The sequence below is a fragment of the Phaeacidiphilus oryzae TH49 genome, assembly GCF_000744815.1.
GTDB lineage: Bacteria > Actinomycetota > Actinomycetes > Streptomycetales > Streptomycetaceae > Phaeacidiphilus > Phaeacidiphilus oryzae.
Genome location: NZ_JQMQ01000005.1, coordinates 733,570 through 751,838 on the forward strand (window position 1 = coordinate 733,570; position 18,269 = coordinate 751,838).

The window sequence follows — 18,269 nt, forward strand, 5'->3', positions numbered from 1 at the left end:
GAGCCCGCCGGTTCCGCTTATCATGGCGGCGTTCTGGCGGATGATCAGTCGGGTGGTGGCGGATGACGAACACCGAGTGGATGCGGACCGGGCCTGACGGGCGGGAGCCGGTCGAGCTGCGGACCGACGTCCCGCACAGCGCCCGGATGTACGACTACTACCTCGGCGGCAAGGACAACTTCCCCGCGGACCGCGCGGCGGCGGAACGCTTCGTCGCCAACGCGCCGAGCGTCCCCGATGCGGCCCGGGCCAACCGCCGCTTCCTCGGCCGGGCCGTCCGCTTCGCCTGCGAGCAGGGCATCAGCCGCTTCCTCGACGTCGGGACGGGGATTCCGACGGCGGAGAACACCCACGAGGTGGCGCAGTCCGTCGACCCGGCGGCGCAGGTCGTCTACGTCGACAACGACCCGATCGTGCTGGCCCACGCCCGGGCCCTGCTCAGCTCGAAGAACGGGTCCGGCTCGACGGCCTTCCTGGGCGCGGACTTCCGGGATCCGGAGGCGATCCTCTCGGCGCCGGCGACGCGCAAGCTGCTGGAGCCGGGCGAGCCGGTCTGCCTGATGATGGTCGCCCTGCTGCACTTCTTCGCCGACGAGGAGGCGTACGCGTCGGTGCGGCGGCTGACCGCGGCGCTGCCGGACCGGAGCCTGGTCGTCCTCTCCCACCTGACCTCGGACTTCTCCACCCCGGAGTCGGACGAGGAGGGCCGCAGGATCTACCGCGAGGCGGGTATCCCCCTGACCACCCGCAGCCGCGAGGAGGTCGAACACCTCCTCGCCGACTCCGGCCTCACCCTCCTCGCCCCCGGCGTCGTCCCCACCATCGACTGGCGTCCCGGCGACCACCCCTCCGACGCCGCCCTCACCGCCGAACTCGTCTGCACCTACGCGGCCGTGGCCGCCAAGGACTGACCCTTCCGGAAGTCACGGCACGGACCGCTCCCCGCCGCTCGACGACCAGCGCAAGCGCACCCCAAGGGCGCGGGGATCGGCGCGGCCGACCACCCCACCAGCCCCGGCCGGCAACGGCGCCCCCTCGCCCGCGGCTACTCCGCGGCGAGCGCCCGGCGCAGGTGGGGGGCCGTCGCCCCCTCCGTCGCGCGGGCGACGTCCGGCGGCTCGCCGGCGGCGACCACCCGGCCGCCCGCCTCGCCGCCGCCGGGCCCGAGGTCGATCACCCAGTCCGCTCCCGCCGCGACCGACATGTCGTGCTCCACGACCACCACCGTGTGCCCCGCGTCCACCAGCCCGTGGAGCTGCGCGTTGAGGAGGTCGACGTCGGCCGGGTGAAGCCCGGTGGAGGGCTCGTCCAGCACGTAGAGGGTGTGGCCGCGCCGCCCCCGCTGCAGCTCCGCCGCCAGCTTGACGCGCTGCGCCTCGCCCCCGGACAGCGTGGTGGCCGGCTGCCCGAGCCGCAGATAGCCGAGGCCGACCTCCTCCAGGACGGCCAGCGGGCGGGCCGCGGCCGGGTCCTCGGCGAAGAACTCCCGGGCCTGCTCCACGGTCAGGTCCAGGACCTCGGCCACCGACCGGCCGCGCAGCCGCACCTCCAGCGTCTCCTCGTTGTAGCGGCGCCCGCCGCAGACCGGGCAGGGGGCCGTCGCCCCCGGCAGGAAGAGCATCTCGATCCGGATCTCGCCCTCGCCCTGGCAGTTCTCGCAGCGCCCGCCGGCCACGTTGAAGGAGAACCGGCCGGCCCCCCAACCCCGTTCCCGCGCTTCCCGGGTGGCGGCGAAGAGCTTGCGGACGGTGTCGAAGAGGCCGGTGTAGGTGGCCAGGTTGGAGCGCGGGCTGCGGCCGATCGGCTTCTGGTCGACGCGCACCAGCCGGCGGACCGCCTCCCCGCCGCGGACCACGACCCCCGCGGCCGGATCGTCCTCGCTCGGGGCCTCCGGCTCCCCGTCCGGCTCCTCCTCCGCCGGCCCGGCCTCCGCGGAGGCGTCCCGGGCCACCACCGCCGGCAGCACCTGGCCGACCAGCGTCGACTTCCCGGAGCCCGAGACCCCCGTGACCGCCGTGAACGCGCCCAGCGGAAAGGCGACTTCGAGACCGTGGAGGTTGTGCCGCTCGACACCGGAGAGCTCCAGCCAACCGCTGGGGACGCGGCGGGCGCCCGGCCGCCCACCCGCCCCGGCCGCCCGCGCACCGAAGAGGTAACGGCGGGTCACCGACTCTTCCACATCCGCGAGTTGCGGCACCGCGCCGCTGTAAAGCACCTCACCGCCGCGCTCCCCCGCGCCCGGCCCCACGTCCACGATCCAGTCCGCGGCCCGGATCACGTCCAGGTCGTGCTCCACCACGAAGAGCGAGTTGCCGGCCACCCGCAGCCGCCGCAGCGCCGTCAGCAGCGCGTCCGTGTCGGCCGGGTGCAGCCCCGCGGACGGCTCGTCCAGGACGTACAGCACGCCGAAGAGCCCCGCCCGCAGCTGCGTGCCGAGCCGCAGTCGCTGGAGCTCCCCGGAGGAGAGGGTGTCCGTGGAGCGGTCCGCGCCGAGGTAGCCGAGCCCCAGCTCGACCAGCGCGCCGATCCGGCCGCGGAGGTTCTCCACCAGCGCGGCGGCCGCCTCCGCCCGGGCCCCGTCCACCCCGCCGGCGGCGAGCGCGCCCGGCGCCGCCGCCTGGGCCAGCGCCTCGGCCAGCTCGGCCAGCGGCAGCCGGGCGTACGCGGTGATGTCCCGTCCGCCGAAGCGGACGGCCAGCGGCTCAGGCCGCAGCCGGCGCCCACCGCAGGCCGGGCACGGCCGGGAGAGCAGGAAGCGGGCCGCCTTGGCGCGCAGCGTGCGGCTCTTGGTGGTGGCGTAGGTGTGCAGCACCCAGCGGCGCGGGCTGGAGTACGTCCCCTCGTACGGCCGCTGGATGCGGCCGGCCTCGCGCACCGGGTGGACGGTGACGACCGGCTGCTCCTCGGTGAGGAGGATCCAGTCCCGGCGCTCGGCGGGCAGCTCGGACCAGGGCGCGTCCAGGTCGACGCCGAGCTCGCCGAGGATGTCCCGGTAGTTCTTGCCCTGCCAGGCGCCCGGCCAGGCGGCGACGGCTCCCTCGCGGATGCTCAGCGAGGGGTCCGGGACCATCGCCTCGGCGTCCACGTCGTGCACCCGCCCCAGGCCGTGGCATGCGGGGCAGGCGCCGGCCGGGGTGTTCGGTGAGAAGGCGTCGGAGTCCAGCTGCTCGGCGCCCGGCGGATAGGTCCCCGCCCGGGAGAAGAGCATCCGCAGCACGTTGGAGAGCCCGCTGACCGTGCCGACCGAGGAGCGGGCGCTGCCGCCCCCGCGGGGCTGCCGCAGCGCGACCGCCGGCGGCAGCCCGGTGATCTCGCCCACCCGGGGGGCGCCGACCTGGTCGATCAGCCGCCTGGCGTAGGGGCTGACCGACTCCAGGTAGCGGCGCTGCGCCTCGGCGTAGATCGTGCCGAAGGCCAGCGAGGACTTGCCGGAGCCGGAGACCCCGGTGAAGACCGCGATCCGGTCCCGCGGCACGGCGAGGTCGACCCCGCGCAGGTTGTGCTCCCGCGCGCCGTGGACGCGGACCATGCCGTCGGAAGCGCTCTCGGCCGGCGCGGGCGCGGGCGTCGGCCCCGGCCTGGGGGCTGGGTTCGGCCCCGGTTCGGGCCCCGGTTTTGGCTCCGCCCCAGGTCCCGGCTCTGACGATGCGATCACCCGTCGAACGTACCCGAACGGTTAGGGTGTCCGGGTTTGCCCCCGCGAAGCCCTCGCCCCGCGCCCCCAGGGAGTACCCGTATGCCGGACGGCCCCGACCGCCTCCTGCCGATAGCGGTGGACGCCTGCCGCTCCGCGGCCAAGCTGCTGCGCGGGCTGCTCGGCGGCGCCGAGGACCGGCTCACGGTGCGGGAGAAGTCCGCGGACGGCTTCGACACGGTGACGGCGGCGGATCTGGCGGTCGAGGACCATCTGCGCGGCCTGCTGGCGGACGCCGTCCCCGGCTCGGCCGTCCTCGGCGAGGAGCGCGGCGGCGGCGAGGCCGGGGGCGGGCCAGCACCGGTCCGCTGGTACGTCGACCCGATCGACGGGACCGGCAATCTGCTGCGCGGCATCCCCCTCGCCGCGGTCTCGGTCGGCGCCGCCGTCGGGGACCGGGTGGTGGCCGGCTGCGTGCTGGACGTCTTCCGGGACGAGTGCTTCACCGGCGGGGAGGGGCTGCCGTTCAGGCTGGAGACCCCGCCCGGAGCCCTGCGGGTCGCTCCCGCCGCCGCGCGCAAGCCCCTTGTGCTCACCGACATCCCCCTCCCCGGCCGGGTGGAAGGACCCGAACTCGCCTTCCTGGCCGAGCTGTTGACCAGGGCCGAGGTCCGGCGGATCTACTCCACCGCGCTGAGCCTGGCCTGGGTGGCGGCCGGCCGCGCCGACGCCGCCTGCAACCTCGTCATCAAGCCCTGGGACACCGCGGCGGGCCTCGCCCTGGTCCGCTCGGCGGGCGGCGCCTTCCTGCCCATCGCCGCCCGGGCGCGCCCGCCGCCCATGACGCTCCCGGCGCCCTGCCGCCCCCGGCGACCTTCGCACCCCGCCCCAGCACTCCCCGGCTTCCTGGCCCACCGGCGCCAGGCCGATCCGGCCCTCACCGGCTGGCTGCACACCCGGCTGACCGGCCTCGCGCTCACGTCCCCGGCACCCGCCGCCGCAGGAGGTCCGGGCTGAGCTCGGAGACGCTGCGCACCCCGCACAGCCCCATCGTCACGGTCAGCTCATGGGCGAGGATGTCGATGCAGTGCCGGACGCCCGCCTCCCCGGCGGCTGCCAGCCCGTACAGATGGGCCCGGCCGAGCAGCACCGCCCGGGCGCCCAGGGCGAGCGCCGCCGCGATGTCGCTGCCGCGCCGGAACCCGGAGTCCACCAGCACCTCCACCCGGTCCCCCACCGCCTCGACGATCCCCGGCAGCACGTCGATGGTGGCCGGCACATGGTCCAGCTGCCGGCCGCCGTGGTTGCTCACCACGATGGCGTCGGCCCCGGCCCCCGCGGCCCGGACCGCCTCCTCCGGCCGCAGGACGCCCTTGACCACGACCGGCCCCTCCCACTGCTCGCGGATCCACTTCAGGTCGTTCCAGCAGACCGTGCCGTCGAACAGGTCGGCGACCACGTCCAGCGAACGCCGGTCGTCCGGGCCGATGTTGGGAAAAGTGATCAGCTCCGAGGTGAGGAGGTGCCAGGACCAGTACGGGTGCAGCGCGCCGTCCAGGAAGGACGGCAGGGTCAGCTGCGGCCGGGGCAGCGAGAGGCCGGCGTGCTTCTCCCGCTCGCGCTTGGACCGCACGTTGGTGTCGATGTTGAGCACCAGGGCGTGGAACCCGGCGCGGCGGGCCCGCTCGATCGCCCCCCGGATCACCTCGCGGTCGCTCCAGAGGTAGAGCTGGAACCACAGCGGCGTGTCCGTCTGCGCGGCGACCTCCTCCACCGAGGTGTTGGCGAGGGTGGAGATCCCGTACGGGATTCCCGCGTGCCGGGCCGCCCGGGCCACCGCCACCTCGCCCTCGTGGTGGACCATCCGCGGAGCGCCCACCGGGGAGAGGACGAAGGGCAGCGGCTGGTGGATGCCGAGGACGGTGGTACCGGTGTCGATCTCGCGCACATCGCCCGGGGCCTCGGGGAGGAACTCGAGTTCGTCGAAGGCCGCCCGGTTCCGCCGCAGCGTGTACTCGTCCTCCGCGCCCCCCTCCAGGTAGGCCCAGGCCGCGGACGGCAGCCGGCGGCGGGCCCGGCGGGCCACGTCCGAGATGCTCTCGCAGCGCGCGAGGCGCCAAGCCCCGTACGGCGCCGGGGGCCTGGCGACCCTCAGCATGGCGGGAATCTCAGAGGGTTTCATAAGACGCCGGATATCCCGGGTGGGCCGCGCCAAACGCCCGCGCCCGGGGTGCGGCGGGCAGGCGGGGCGCAAGCGGGGTGGGCAGGCGGGGTGGGCAGGCGGAGCGGCGTCAGAAGGTGGTGTAGCCGCCGTCGACGGTGAACTCGCCGCCGGTGCAGTAGCTCGACTCGTCCGAGAGGAGGAAGAGGACCATGGTGGCCAGCTCCTCGGGGCGGGCCTGGCGCGGGATCGGGAGGTGGGCGACGGCGCCCTCGGTGCCGGGCGCGTCCGCGGTCATCGGGGTGGCCACCATCCCCGGGTGGACCGAGTTGACCCGGATCCCGTACCGGCCGAACTCCTGGGCCGCGGTCTTGGTCATCCCCCGCACCGCCCACTTGGCGGCGGTGTAGCCGACTATGCCGCTGAAGGCGATGATCCCGCCGACCGAGGAGATGTTGACGATCGAGCCGCCGCCGGCCCGCCGCATCGACGGCAGCACGGACTTCATCCCGAGGAAGACGCCGACCTGGTTGACGTCGACCACCTTGCGGTAGTCGGCCTCGGAGAGCTCCGCGATCGGGCCGACGTGGACGATGCCGGCGTTGTTGACCAGCCCCGAGACCGGGCCGAAGGCCTCCTCTGCGGCGGAGACCGCCTGCTGCCAGGCCGCCTCCGAGGTGACGTCCAGCGGCTGGAAGAGGGCGGCGTCCGGGCCCAACTCCTTGGCCAGCGCGCGCCCTTCCTCCTCCAGGATGTCGCCGACGACGACCCGCGCGCCCTCGGCCACCAGCAACCGGGCGTGCGCCTCGCCCATGCCGCGGGCGCCGCCGGTGATCAGCACGGTCCTGCCGGACACCCGGCCGCTCTTGCCCATGCTCATGCTCATCCCGCCATGGTGGCAGTGGGCCCCGCGGACCGGAAGGCGCCGACGCCGGCGGCCCGCACCCTCGCCCGGAGAGCACTTCTCTCCCCCGAATCGCTCACACGACGAGCAGATCAGCCCTACGATTCGATCTCGTGAGCACCTCGCCCGAGTGGATGAGACCCGACCCGGACGCGCCCGCCCAGCGGTCCCTGGACCTGCAGACCGATCGGCCGCACCCGGCCAGGGTCTACGACTACCTGCTCGGCGGGAAGGACAACTTCCCCGCCGACCGCGCGGCCGCCGAGGAAGGCCTCAAGGCCAAGCCCGGCGGCCCGGTGACGGTTCGTCAGAACCGGGACTTCATGCGCAGAGCCGTCCGCTGGCTGGCCGGGGAGGCAGGGGTCGACCGCTTCCTGGACATCGGCACCGGCCTGCCCACCGCGCCGAACGTCCATGAGACCGCGCAGGCGGTCCGGCCGGGGGCCCGCGTGGTCTACGTGGACAACGACCCGATCGTCCTCACCCACGCCCGCGCCCTCCTCCAGGGCACCGCAGAGGGCCGCACCGCGTATCTGGAGGCCGATCTCCGCGACCCGGAGGCGATCCTCAACGCGTCGCTCACCCGCGAGGTGCTCGGCCTGGACGAGGAGCCGGACCGGCCGATCGGGCTCCTGCTGGTCGCGGTGCTCCACCATCTCCAGGACGAGGACGCCCCGGCGGAGATCGTCCGCCGGCTCACCGCGGCGCTGCCCTCCGGCAGCTACCTGGTCCTCTCGCACGTCACGGCGGACTTCGCCCCCGAGGAGTGGGAGGCCGCTCGCAGCGTCTACCGCGAGCACCGCGCCACCAGCCTGATCCGCCCCCGCCCGCGGGCCCGGATAGCCGGCCTGCTGGACGGCCTGGAGCCGGTGGACCCCGGGCTCCGGCTCGTCCACAAGTGGCGCCCGGACGCGGGCGCGCCGGACCCGTCCCTCACCCCGGCGCTGGTCTCCTGCTACGGCGCGGTGGCTCGCGTGCCCTGACCTGGGCTAGCGAACGGGAGCGCCGTGCATCTTCGGCGGCGCGGTCAGGTCGCCCAGATGCTGCGTCACCCCGCTCAGCCCGCTCAGCGGACCGGACTGGGCCACCTTCGGCGGCTGGTGCGAGGTCACGCCCTGGACGTACAGCAGGTCCGCCGGGACGGCGGTGAGTCCCGGCTGGGCGGCCTGCCCCAGCAGCTCACCCGGCCCCAACTGGTTCGCCTGCGCGGTTCCCGCCTGCCCCAGTACGGCGGCGGTGACGGCGCTCGCGGTCAATGCGGTGGCGGCGACGGCTCGGCGCACGATGCCCACCCTCTCTCCTCGACGACCGATGATCGTCCTGCCCAACGACCTCCGGCCGCCGACGTCACGGCCTGGCGTCATGGCCCGGCGTCACGGCCTGGCGTCATGGCACCCGCGCCGTCCACTCCCCCGTGCCGAACTTCTCCTCCACCAGCTCCTTCGCCCGTCCCAGCTCCTCGGCGGAAACCTCGCCCGCGCTCAGCCCGTACCGCGCCCGGAAGGAGTCGACCATCCGGTCGATGACGGTCTCGCGCGGCAGCCCGGTCTGCCGCCGCAGCGGGTCGACGCGCTTCTTGGCGCTGCGGGTGCCCTTGTCGGACATCTTCTCCTTGCCGATCCGCAGCACCCGCAGCATCTTCTCCACGTCGATGTCGTAGGACATCGTCACGTGGTGGAGCACCGCGCCGGGGCCGCCACCCGGGCCCACCAGCCGCTTCTGGGCCGCCCCGGCGATCTTGCCCTGCTCGGTCGCGATGTCGTTGAGCGGCTGGTACCAGGCCTGGATCCCCATGTCCCCGAGGGCGCCCAGCACCCAGTCGTCCAGGTACGCGTAGCTGTCGGCGAAGCTCAGCCCCTGCACCAGCGAGTCCGGCACGGACAGCGAGTAGGTGATGGTGTTCCCGGGCTCGACGAACATCGCCCCGCCGCCGCTGACCCGGCGGACCACGTCCACGCCGAGCCGGGCCGCCGCGTCCAGGTCCACCTCGTTCCGCAGCGACTGGAAGCTGCCGATGATGACGGCCGGGGAGGCCCACTCCCAGACCCGTAGCGTCGGCGGCCGGCGGCCGGCCGCGACCTCCTCGGTGAGCACCTGGTCCAGCGCCATGTGGAGGGCCGGCGGCTGCGGGGCCTCGTGGATGTACTGCCAGTCGTAGTCGGTCCAGTCGGTGGCCTCGGCCAGCGCCCGGCGGACGGCGACGCCGATGCCGGCGCTGGTGAGTCCGAAGAGCACCGCGCCCTCGGGGAGCGCCGCGTCGATCCGTGCGGCGAGCGCCGCCGCGTCGGCGTCCGCGGGCGCGCCCTCGAGCGCCCGGTCGATCAGCAGGATGGCCTCGTCCGGCTCCAGGAAGAAGTCCCCGGCCACCCGGACGTCCCGCAGCACCCCGTCGCGGACCTCCAGGTCCACCGCAACCAGCTTCCCACCGGGGATCTTGTATTCGCCGTGCATCACACCGCCTTCTCCCGCTCTCGCCCCGAGAACGCTATGACCGGTCGGGTTCCTTCCCATCCCGGACACGCGGTGGGCCCCAGGGGATCGGGCGGCGGGCGGTTCGGCGGCCGGGCGAACGGGTGAACGGCGCGGCGCGGCGGCGGCGCGGCGGCCCGGAGCGGCGGGGCCGTCTCCGATGATGGCCGTCGGCCGACCCGCAGGAGGAGACGGTGGCGACCCCGAGCCCGGCCCCGGCTCCGAAGCCGGCGCCCCGCGAGCCGTCCGGACGCCCGCCGCGCAAGCCCCGTCTGGCCCTCCTCGCGGTGCTGGTCGCCCTGGTGCTGATCAACCTGGCGAACAACCGCTGGCTGCACGGCTGGGGCCTGGCCACCGCCTGTGCCGCCACGGCGCTGCTGCTGGGGATCGCCCGCCTGGCCGGCTGTGACGCGGCGGACCTGGGCCTGGGCAGAGCGGCGCTGCCCCGGGGAGCCGCGTGGGCCGGAGCACTGATCGCACTGGTCGCCCTGGTGTATCTGGCCGGCGCTCTGCTGCCGATGACCAGGAGCCTCTTCGACGACCAGCGCAACGCGGGCCTCGGCCTGGGCGCGGTACTGCTGCGGGCCCTGGTCTATGTCCCGATCGGCACGGTGATGCTGGAGGAGGTCGCCTTCCGCGGGGTGCTGTACGCACTGGTCCGGCGCGGCTGGGGAGGGCGGTGGGCGACAGCCGTCTCCTCACTGCTCTTCGGGCTGTGGCACATCCTGCCCTCCCTCGACCTGGCCTCCGACAAGCCCGCGCTGGGCTCGGTGTTCGGGGACTCCCTGGCCGGCCGGGTGGTGGTGGACCTGGGGGCGGTGCTGTTCACCGCGCTCGCCGGGGCGCTCTTCTGCGAGCTGCGCAGGCGGAGCGGCAGTCTGCTGCCGCCCGCCGCGCTCCACTGGTCCACCAACGCCCTCGGCTACCTGGCCGGCTACCTGCTGCGGTAGCCGGTCCGGGAGGCGCTGCCCCGGTCAGCGCACCGCGAACTCCGGATGCAGCCGGCGGGTGTGGTCCACCGGCCGGGCCGGCCCGGTGAGCTCGACCTGAGCGGTGAGCCTGATGTCGGTGCTGGAGGCGCCGAAGCGCAGTTCCAGCCGGCCCGGCTCGACGATCCGCCGGCCCTCGCGACCGGTGAAGGAGGCCAGGTCGCCCGGCACGACGACCTCGATCCTCCGCCGCTCCCCCGGCTCCAGCGGCACCCGCTGGTAGCCCACCAGCCGCTGCACGGGCTGCACCACCGAGGCCACCGGGTCGTGGAGGTAGAGCTGGACCACCTCGGTCCCGGCCCGCTCGCCCCGGTTCCGCAGGGTGAACTCCGCCCGCAGCTCGCCGTCCGTGCCCGCGCTGGGCACGGTGGTCTCCAGCTCCGACCACTCGAACTCGGTGTAGCTCAGGCCGTGGCCGAAGCCGTACGCGGGGGTCGGGTCGATGTTGGAGACATCGCTGACCCCGCCCAGCCGGGCGGTGAGATAGCTGGAGGACTGGACGCCCGGACGGGCCGGAATGCTCACCGGCAGGCGTCCGGACGGGTTGACCCGGCCGCTGAGCACCCGGGCCACGGCCGTGGTCCCCTCCTCGCCGGGGAAGAAGGCCTGCACGATGGCGGCCGCCTCGGTGACCGCCCGCCCCAGCGCGTACGGCCGTCCGGAGAGGAGGACCACCACCACCGGGGTGCCGGTGTCCAGTACGGCGTCCAGCAACCGGCTCTGCACGCCCGGGAGTTCGAGGGACTCCACATCGCAGCCCTCGCCGCTGGTGCCGCGGCCGAAGAGGCCTGCGCGGTCGCCGAGGGCGAGGACCGCGACGTCCGCTTCGCGGGCCGCGGCGACGGCGGCGGCGAAGCCCTCGGTCCCGGTGCCGTCCACGGTCGCGCCCGGCACGGTGGTCACCGTGCTCTGCCCGAACTCGGCGGTCAACGCCTCGCGGAGGGTGGGCAGTTCGATGCCGACCGGCACCTCGGGGTGGTGGGCGCCGACGTGCATCGGGAAGGAGTAGCAGCCGAGCACGGCGTCCGTGGTGTCGGCGTTCGGCCCGACCAGCGCGATCCGGGCGGGCCCGGCCAGCGGCAGGGTGCCGTCGTTGCGCAGCAGCACGACGGCGTTCTCGGCCACCTCGCGGGCGAGGGCCCGGTTCTCCGGCGGGTCCAGGTCGACGCTGCCGCGCAGCGCCTCGGCGGCGGCCTCCGCGGCCTCCGCGGGCGCCTCGGACGTGCCGTCGAGCGCTGGGACCGCTGCCCTGAGGACCTCGGGCACGGGGCTCCAGTCCGGGTCGAGCAGCCCGAGTTCGGCCTTCTGCCGCAGCACCCGGCGCAGGGCGTCGTCGATCACGGACTCCGCGAGCCGGCCGGCCGCGACCTCGGCCTGCAGCGGCTTGCGGAAGGCCTTGACGGTCGGCAGCTCGACGTCGAGTCCGGCCGACAGCGCGGTGACGGCCGCCTCGCCGAGGTCGCCCGCGACCCCGTGGAGGGTCTGGAGGAAGGCGACGCCGAAGTAGTCGGCCACCACGGTGCCCTGGAAGCCCCAGGTCTCCCGGAGGAGGCCGGTGAGGAGCGCCTCGTCGGCGGCCGAGGGCATTCCGTCGGTGTCGGTGTAGGCGTGCATCACCGAGCGGGCGCCGCCCTCGCGGACCGCCATCTCGAACGGGGGCAGGATGACGTCGGCGCGCTCCCGCGGGCCCATCCCCACCGGCGCCAGGTTGCGCCCGGCGCGCGAGGCCGAGTACCCGGCGAAGTGCTTGAGGGTGGCCACCAGACCGGCCGACTGGAGGCCCCGCACATAGGCGGTGCCGATGCTGCCGACCAGGTAGGGGTCCTCGCCGATGGTCTCCTCGACCCGGCCCCAGCGGGCGTCCCGCACCACGTCGAGCACCGGCGCGAGGCCCTGGTGGACGCCGACCGCGCGCAGGTCGCGGCCGATCGCCGCGGCCATCCGCCGGATCAGCCCGGGGTCGAAGGTGGCGCCCCAGGACAGCGGCACCGGATAGGCGGTGGCGCCCCAGGCGGCGAAGCCCGCGAGGCACTCCTCGTGGGCGACGGCGGGGATGCCGAAGCGGTTGGAGCGCGCCACCCGGCGCTGGGTGCGCTGGAGGGAGAGGGCGCCCAGCGCCGGGTCGACGGGGGCGGTGCCGAACGGCCGGGTCAGCTGGCCGAGACCGCTGGGCAGGAGCTCGTCGAGGTCCGGAGCCTCCTCCAGGTTGTCGTGCTGGTGCGGGGCCACCTCCCCGCCCTCGCTCGACGCCCCGACCCAGACTCCGTAGAGCTGCGCGGCCTTCTCCTCCAGGGTCATCTCGGAGATCAGGGCCTCGACGCGGGTGGCGACGTCCAGCGAGGGGTCGTTCCACGGGGCAGGCGCCGGGGTCGGCACCCCGGTGTCGTCGTTCACTTTCCTCCAACTCCCATCAGCCCCTGCACCAGAGCGCGTCGGGCGAACAAGTACACGAGCAGAACGGGCACCATCGACAGCACCACGGCGGCGAGCATGGCCGGGACGTTCACCCCGAACTCGGTCTGGAAGTCGTACAGTCCGAGGGTGATCACCCGGGTGCTGTTCGACTGGGTCAGCACCAGCGGGAAGAGGAACCCGTTCCAGGCCTGGAGCGCCGAGAAGACCACGATGGTGGAGACCCCGCTCTTGGACAGCGGGAGCACCAGGCGGAAGAAGACCCGCCAGGACGAGGCCCCGTCGATGGCCATGGCCTCGTAGAGCTCGGGCGAGATGTCCCGCATCACCCCGGACAGGACCAGGGCGCAGACCGGCAGCGCGAAGGCCGCGGTGGGCAGGATGACGCCGATCAGGTTGTCGTACAGCCCGGCCTTGCTGATCAGGTAGAACATCGGGATGATCACGGCCTGGGCCGGGATGGCCAGCCCCAGCAGGAACATCCGGAAGGCGCCCCTGGTCAGGAAGCCCCGGCCGCGCACGATGGCGTACGCCAGCGGCGGGACCACCAGCAGGACGACGGCCACCACGCTGACCGTCACGATCACCGTGTTGAGGTAGTACCGGCCGAAGCCGCCGGAGAAGTCGGAGACGAAGTTCGAGAAGGTCACGTGGTGCGGCAGGCCCAGCGGGCCGCTCGCGGAGAAGCCGCTGGTGTCCTGCACCGAGGCGGAGACCATCACGTACAGCGGCAGGCCGACCAGCACGAGCCAGACGATGGAGGCGAGGCCGGCGAGGTAGTTGGGTCGACGTCGCATCAGACGCCCTCCGCCATGCTGCGCATCTTGTCGTAGCCGGAGATCCGCACCACGACCAGCGAGATGATCGTCGCCACCACGACCAGCAGCAGGGCGATCGCCGAGCCGGTGCCGAAGTCGAAGCCCTGGAAGGCCTTCCGGTACATGTAGTAGGCGCTGATGGTGGTGTCCGTGCCGGGCCCGCCCTGGGTGAGGATGAGGACGGTGTCGAAGGTCGTCAGACCGCCCACCACCATCAGGATCATCGAGGTGATCATGGCGTTGCGCAGCTGCGGCAGGGTGATATGGAGGAACTGCCGCACCCGCCCCGCGCCGTCGATCTCCGCGGCCTGGTAGAGCACCCGCGGGATGGCCCGCGCGGCGCCCTGGTAGATCAGGGTGTGGAAGGGGGTGTACTGCCAGGCGCCGACGAAGACCAGCACGCCCATCGCCCCGGCCTGCGAGCCGAGGAGGTTCCCGCTTCCGAAGAGCCACCTGGCCTGGGACGGGATACCGAAGTTGGGGTCGAGGAGGGCCCGCCAGAGCACCGAGATGGCGGTCGCCGAGAGCAGCAGCGGAACGAAGTAGATGGCCGAGAGCACCGCGCGGTTGCGCTGGTACCCGGCCGCCCAGACTCCGATGAAGATGCTGACCGGGGTCTGCACGGCCACGCCGAGCACGGTGAGCAGCAGGCTGAGCCAGAGGCTCTGCAGCATCACCGGGTCGTGGAAGAGCTTGGTCCAGTTGGAGACGCCCGCCCACTGCGGCGAGCCGAGGCCGCCCCAGCTCACGAAGGAGAGCACGGCGACCAGGACGAGCGGGACGATGGCGAAGAGCAGGAAGAAGACCGTGGCGGGGAGGGCCCAGGCGAAGCCCGGGCGGGCCACCCGGTCGGTGCCGGCAGCACTGCGCTGCCGGCCCCGGCGGATCGCGACGGTCCGTGCGATGGAGGTCATTTCTGGTGTGCGTCCATGTGGTTCAAGGCGTCCGCGTCGATCGCGTCCGACACTGCGTCAGGAGGTCGACAGCGACTGCATGGCCTGGATGAAGCCGTTCTGGTCGATCTGCCCGTCGAAGAACTGCTGCACGGCGGTGCGGATCGGCTGGCTGTCCGACGGCGGGTAGGCCTGGTCCCAGGAGAGCGCGAAGGAGGGGGCCTTCTGCACCAGTCCGTACTGGAACTGGTCGTAGGCGGGGCTGGCGGCCGCGGTGGAGATGAACTGCCTGGTGTTGGTGGTGGTCGGCAGGTTGCCGATGGACAGCTGCTCCTTGACGAACTGGTCGGAGTACATCAGCGTCAGGAACTTGGCGATGGCCGCCTGGTACTTGGTGGTCTTCAGCACCGAGTAGAAGTTGTTGGTGTTGCCGACCACGTCGGCCGGGTCGCCCTTGCCGCCGGGGATGCTCGGGAAGGCGCCGTAGCCGAGGTCGGTCTTGACGAAGTCCGGCGAGATGGACTGCAGGGTCGAGTAGTCCCAGGAGCCCATCAGCTCGAAGGCGGCCTTGCCGGTGGCGAGCAGCTTCGGCGAGCCGTTGTCGGTGAACTTCACCGAGTCGTAGTTCTTGCCGAAGGCCCCGGCGTCGATCAGCTGCTTGAGGACGGTCAGCGCCTTCTTGCTGTCGCTGCTCGCCCAGGCGCTCTTGTCGCCGCTGAGCGCCTTCTGCAGCAGGTCCGGGCCGGCGATCCGGTCGTAGACGTACTCGAACCACATCTGGGTGGGCCACTGGTCGCCGCCGCCGAGCGCGATCGGGGTGACGCCCTTGGCCTTCAGCGCGGAGACGTCGGCGAGGAGGTCGTTCCAGGTCTTCGGCTGGCTGATGCCGGCCGACTTGAGCACCTTGGTGTTGCTGAACAGCAGCACGGGCTGGGTGCCGCGCATCGGGATGCCGTAGCTCTTGCCGTTGACCTCGGCGGAGCTGAAGACCGAGGGCAGGAAGCTGGACTTGAGCTTCGGGTTGCTCTTGATCATGTCGTCCAGCGGCAGCAGCAGGCCCGCCTTGACGAAGGGCGAGATGCTGCCGCCGCCCCAGTTGAAGAAGACGTCGGGGGCCTGCTGGGTGCCGATGATGGTCTGCAGCTTGGCCTGGTAGTCCGCGCCCGGGATAGTGTCGAGCACGGCCTTGACCTTGGACGTCTTGTTGAACTGGGCGACCACTTCCTGCTCCACCTTGTTGGTGGCGTCACCGTAGACGAGGACGTGGAAGCTGCCGGAGGTGGCCTGCTTGGGAACGCCTCCGGAGCTCCCGCAGGCTGCCAGCCCCATGCTCGCGGCCACGGCTATGCATCCGGTGACGACGCGGGCAGTCCACGTGTGTCTGCGCACTGTTCTCTCCCTGACTCCGAAAAGTTTCGTACACTTCGCCGAAACATATTGTTCGACGAGACCCTAGAATGCGTGCGATCTTGGGTCAACGCCCGAGCGACAGGTTGCCGAAGCGTTACATCCGAGCTTCATGGCCTACTCAACGTGTAGGTCTGGCAAGGAAATCGGGGATAGTGTCCCGATTTGACCGAAAGCGGGACGGAAGTCCAGGGAAGGGATCAGTGACGGACACCGAGAAGTCGGGAACAGCGACTCTGGCCGCGATCGGGCGAGAGGCCGGGGTATCCGTTCCGACAGTTTCGAAGGTCTTGAACGGCCGGGGCGACGTGGCGCCCGCGACCCGCGAGCGGGTGGAACGGCTGCTCCGCCGGCACGGCTACCAGCGCCGGCGCGGCCGCCCGCAGCCGGCGCCCCTGCTGGAGCTGGTCTTCCACGAGCTGGAGAGCGCCTGGGCGACCGAGGTCATCCGGGGTGTGGAGAACGTCGCCCGCGAGGAGGGGATGAGCGTCGTCCTCTCCGAGTGCGCCGGCCGCCTCGAACTCCGCCAGTCCTGGCTGGACGCGGTGCTCGCCCGCCGCCCCACCGGCGTGGTGCTGGTCCTCTCCGGCCTGGACGCCGCCCAGAAGGCCGAACTGACCCGCAGCGAGGTGCCGTTCGCCGTCCTCGACCCGGCCGGCGACCCCGGCGAGGACGTCCCCGCGGTCGGCGCCGCCAACTGGCACGGCGGCCTGGCCGCCACCCGCCACCTGCTGGAACTCGGTCACCGCAGGATCGGGGCGATCGCCGGACCGTCCCGGATGATGTGCAGCCGGGCGCGGATCGACGGCTACCGGGCCGCGCTGGAGACCGCCGGAGTGGTCTTCGATCCCGGCCTCATCGCCGAGGGCAACTTCCACCACGACGCCGGCCGCACCGCCGGCCTCGAACTGCTGGGCCGGCCCGACCGCCCGACCGCCGTCTTCGCCGGGAACGACCTCCAGGCCCTCGGCGTCTACGAGGCGGCCCGGGAACTCGGTCTGCGGATCCCCGAGGACCTCAGCGTGGTCGGCTTCGACGACCTGCCGGTCGCCCGCTGGGTCGGACCGCCGCTGACCACCGTGCGCCAGCCGCTCACCGACATGGCCGAGACCGCCGCCCGGATCGTCCTCGACCTGGCCCGCGGGGACGAGCCGGCGACCCTGCGGGTGGATCTGGCCACCCGGCTGGTGGAGCGGAGCAGCACCGCCCGGCTGCCGGACTGAGGCCGCCCCGGCGCCCGCCGGGCCGCCGGCGGCTCAGCAGGCCGAGCGGACCGAGCAGACCCAGAAAGCTCAGCAGGCCCAGCAGGCTCAGTAGTCCACCGGGTCGCGGCTCAGCGGGCAGGTCATGCAGTGGCCGCCGCCGCGACCGCGGCCGAGCTCCGCGCCGACGATGGTGACCACCTCGATGCCCGCCTTCCGCAGCAGGGTGTTGGTGTGGGTGTTGCGGTCGTAGGTGAAGACCACCCCGGGCTCCACCGCCACCGCGTTGTTGCCGCTGTCCCACTGCTGGCGCTCGGAGGCGTAGGCGTCGCCACCGGTCTCGATCACCCGCAGCTCCGGCAGGCCCAGCGCCTCGGCGACCACCTCGGTGAAGCGCCGCGAGCCCTCGTCGGTGATCTCCAGCCCCGGTGCCCGGTCGGCCGACCGCAGGGTGAAGGTGTGCACCCCGTCCATGATGTTCGGGTAGAGGGTGACGGTGTCCCGGTCGACGAAGGTGAAGACGGTGTCCAGGTGCATCGCCGAGCGGAGCTTGGGCATCCCGGCGACGATCACCCGCTCGGCCGCCCCGTTGGCGAAGAGCTCGTGCGCGACCTGGGTGATGGCCTGCCGCGAGGTGCGCTCGCTCATCCCCATCAGCACCACGCCGTTGCCCACCGGCATGATGTCGCCGCCCTCGAAACTCGCCTGGCCCCAGTCCCGTTCCGGGTCGCCCCACCACACGGTGCTGCCCTCGAAGTCCGGGTGGAAGGCGTAGACCGCCTTCATCAGCAGCGTCTCGTCGTGCCTGGCCGGCCAGTACAGCGGGTTGAGGGTGACCCCGCCGTACAGCCAGCAGGTGGTGTCCCGGGTGTAGAGGGTGTTGGGCAGCGGCGGCATCAGGTACTCGGGGACGCCGGTGGACTCCCTGGCCAGCGCCAGGTACTCCGGGCGCAGCTCCTCCGGAAGGTCGCCGGTGGCCAGTCCGCCGATCAGGTACTCGGCCAGGGCCCGGGGCCGCAGCGTCTCCAGATAGGCCCGGGTGGGCTCGATCAGTCCCAGGCCGACCTGGTTGGCGACGATCTTCCGGTCCAGCAGCCAGTCCCGGGCGCCGGGCACGGCCATCGTCTCGGCGAGGAGGTCGTGCAGCTCGACCACCTCGACCCCGCGCGCGGTCAGCTTGTTGACGAAGTCGGCGTGGTCGCGCTGGGCGTTCTCCACCCACAGCACGTCGTCGAAGAGCAGCGTCTCGGCGTTGCTCGGGGTCAGCCGGCGGTGGGCCAGCCCGGGGGCGCAGACCAGCACCTTGCGCAGCCGGCCGACCTCGGAGTGGACGCCGAGAGTGTGGGGATCGGTGGAGTTCGGGGCTGACATGGGGGTGTT

The 18,269-nt window shown here is 73.1% G+C and carries 15 protein-coding genes; 5 read left to right on the top strand and 10 right to left on the bottom strand.

The window, feature by feature from the left end:
- The first annotated feature begins 62 nt into the window (after positions 1-62).
- Positions 63-911, top strand: a complete 849-nt coding sequence (locus BS73_RS07625; protein ID WP_037570576.1) for an SAM-dependent methyltransferase — start codon at positions 63-65, stop codon at positions 909-911.
- Between the two features lie 134 nt (positions 912-1,045).
- Here the strand turns inward: BS73_RS07625 and BS73_RS07630 are convergent, their stop codons facing one another.
- Positions 1,046-3,529 (bottom strand): excinuclease ABC subunit UvrA, encoded by a 2,484-nt coding sequence (locus BS73_RS07630; protein WP_037570577.1) that lies wholly within the window; start codon positions 3,527-3,529, stop codon positions 1,046-1,048.
- Between the two features lie 207 nt (positions 3,530-3,736).
- On the opposite strand from BS73_RS07630, the gene BS73_RS07635 reads away from it, so the two are divergent.
- Positions 3,737-4,651, top strand: coding sequence for an inositol monophosphatase family protein (locus BS73_RS07635; protein WP_051939667.1), 915 nt, complete (start codon positions 3,737-3,739; stop codon positions 4,649-4,651).
- Here BS73_RS07635 and BS73_RS07640 read toward each other — a convergent pair.
- Both BS73_RS07640 and BS73_RS07645 read right to left on the bottom strand, forming a co-directional pair.
- Positions 4,611-5,720 (bottom strand): alpha-hydroxy acid oxidase, encoded by a 1,110-nt coding sequence (locus tag BS73_RS07640; protein WP_161789654.1) that lies wholly within the window; start codon positions 5,718-5,720, stop codon positions 4,611-4,613. The genes BS73_RS07635 and BS73_RS07640 overlap by 41 nt on opposite strands.
- A 205-nt stretch (positions 5,721-5,925) precedes the next feature.
- Positions 5,926-6,681 carry a glucose 1-dehydrogenase gene (locus BS73_RS07645; protein ID WP_235215341.1) on the bottom strand — a complete coding sequence of 252 codons (756 nt, stop codon included), beginning with the start codon at positions 6,679-6,681 and terminating at the stop codon, positions 5,926-5,928.
- Between the two features lie 131 nt (positions 6,682-6,812).
- Between BS73_RS07645 and BS73_RS07650 the strand changes: the two genes are divergently transcribed.
- Entirely contained in the window at positions 6,813-7,682 is an 870-nt protein-coding gene (locus BS73_RS07650; RefSeq protein ID WP_322987245.1) for an SAM-dependent methyltransferase, read from the top strand.
- Between the two features lie 6 nt (positions 7,683-7,688).
- On the opposite strand, the gene BS73_RS07655 is transcribed toward BS73_RS07650, so the two are convergent.
- Positions 7,689-7,991 carry a hypothetical protein gene (locus tag BS73_RS07655; RefSeq protein WP_037570580.1) on the bottom strand — a complete coding sequence of 101 codons (303 nt, stop codon included), beginning with the start codon at positions 7,989-7,991 and terminating at the stop codon, positions 7,689-7,691.
- Between the two features lie 94 nt (positions 7,992-8,085).
- Complete coding sequence (locus tag BS73_RS07660; protein ID WP_037570581.1) at positions 8,086-9,150, bottom strand: lipoate--protein ligase family protein; 1,065 nt, start codon at positions 9,148-9,150, stop codon at positions 8,086-8,088.
- A 212-nt stretch (positions 9,151-9,362) separates the two neighbouring features.
- Here BS73_RS07660 and BS73_RS07665 point away from each other — a divergent pair, with 212 nt between their 5' ends.
- Positions 9,363-10,118: a CPBP family intramembrane glutamic endopeptidase gene (locus BS73_RS07665; protein ID WP_235215342.1), complete on the top strand. Its 756-nt coding sequence runs from the start codon at positions 9,363-9,365 to the stop codon at positions 10,116-10,118.
- 24 nt (positions 10,119-10,142) lie between these two features.
- Here the strand turns inward: BS73_RS07665 and BS73_RS07670 are convergent, their stop codons facing one another.
- Genes BS73_RS07670 through BS73_RS07685 form a run of 4 tightly spaced genes read right to left on the bottom strand, consistent with a single transcriptional unit; the run spans position 10,143 to position 15,609 of the window.
- Positions 10,143-12,551, bottom strand: a complete 2,409-nt coding sequence (locus tag BS73_RS07670; protein WP_235215343.1) for a beta-xylosidase/alpha-l-arabinosidase — start codon at positions 12,549-12,551, stop codon at positions 10,143-10,145.
- Positions 12,548-13,366, bottom strand: coding sequence for a carbohydrate ABC transporter permease (locus tag BS73_RS07675; protein ID WP_037570583.1), 819 nt, complete (start codon positions 13,364-13,366; stop codon positions 12,548-12,550). The genes BS73_RS07670 and BS73_RS07675 overlap by 4 nt, the downstream gene beginning before the upstream one ends.
- Positions 13,366-14,301 carry a carbohydrate ABC transporter permease gene (locus BS73_RS07680; protein WP_037570585.1) on the bottom strand — a complete coding sequence of 312 codons (936 nt, stop codon included), beginning with the start codon at positions 14,299-14,301 and terminating at the stop codon, positions 13,366-13,368. The genes BS73_RS07675 and BS73_RS07680 overlap by 1 nt, the downstream gene beginning before the upstream one ends.
- A 57-nt stretch (positions 14,302-14,358) precedes the next feature.
- A complete protein-coding gene (locus BS73_RS07685; RefSeq protein ID WP_051939669.1) occupies positions 14,359-15,609 on the bottom strand; it encodes an ABC transporter substrate-binding protein in 1,251 nt (416 codons plus the stop codon).
- Between the two features lie 281 nt (positions 15,610-15,890).
- Between BS73_RS07685 and BS73_RS07690 the strand changes: the two genes are divergently transcribed.
- Positions 15,891-16,910, top strand: a complete 1,020-nt coding sequence (locus tag BS73_RS07690) for a LacI family DNA-binding transcriptional regulator (protein ID WP_235215344.1) — start codon at positions 15,891-15,893, stop codon at positions 16,908-16,910.
- 87 nt (positions 16,911-16,997) lie between these two features.
- Here the strand turns inward: BS73_RS07690 and arcA are convergent, their stop codons facing one another.
- Entirely contained in the window at positions 16,998-18,260 is a 1,263-nt protein-coding gene (gene arcA / locus BS73_RS07695) for an arginine deiminase (RefSeq protein WP_037570588.1), read from the bottom strand.
- Positions 18,261-18,269 lie beyond the last annotated feature (9 nt).

Bases quoted from the DNA above. Each gene is read 5' to 3' on its own strand.
- BS73_RS07625 (WP_037570576.1), top strand. From the start codon at position 63: ATGACGAACACCGAGTGGATGCGGACCGGGCCTGACGGGCGGGAGCCG.
- BS73_RS07630 (WP_037570577.1), bottom strand. From the start codon at position 3,529: ATGGTCCGCGTCCACGGCGCGCGGGAGCACAACCTGCGCGGGGTCGAC.
- BS73_RS07635 (WP_051939667.1), top strand. From the start codon at position 3,737: ATGCCGGACGGCCCCGACCGCCTCCTGCCGATAGCGGTGGACGCCTGC.
- BS73_RS07645 (WP_235215341.1), bottom strand. From the start codon at position 6,681: ATGAGCATGAGCATGGGCAAGAGCGGCCGGGTGTCCGGCAGGACCGTG.
- BS73_RS07660 (WP_037570581.1), bottom strand. From the start codon at position 9,150: ATGCACGGCGAATACAAGATCCCCGGTGGGAAGCTGGTTGCGGTGGAC.
- BS73_RS07675 (WP_037570583.1), bottom strand. From the start codon at position 13,366: ATGCGACGTCGACCCAACTACCTCGCCGGCCTCGCCTCCATCGTCTGG.
- BS73_RS07680 (WP_037570585.1), bottom strand. From the start codon at position 14,301: ATGACCTCCATCGCACGGACCGTCGCGATCCGCCGGGGCCGGCAGCGC.
- BS73_RS07685 (WP_051939669.1), bottom strand. From the start codon at position 15,609: ATGGGGCTGGCAGCCTGCGGGAGCTCCGGAGGCGTTCCCAAGCAGGCC.
- arcA (WP_037570588.1), bottom strand. From the start codon at position 18,260: ATGTCAGCCCCGAACTCCACCGATCCCCACACTCTCGGCGTCCACTCC.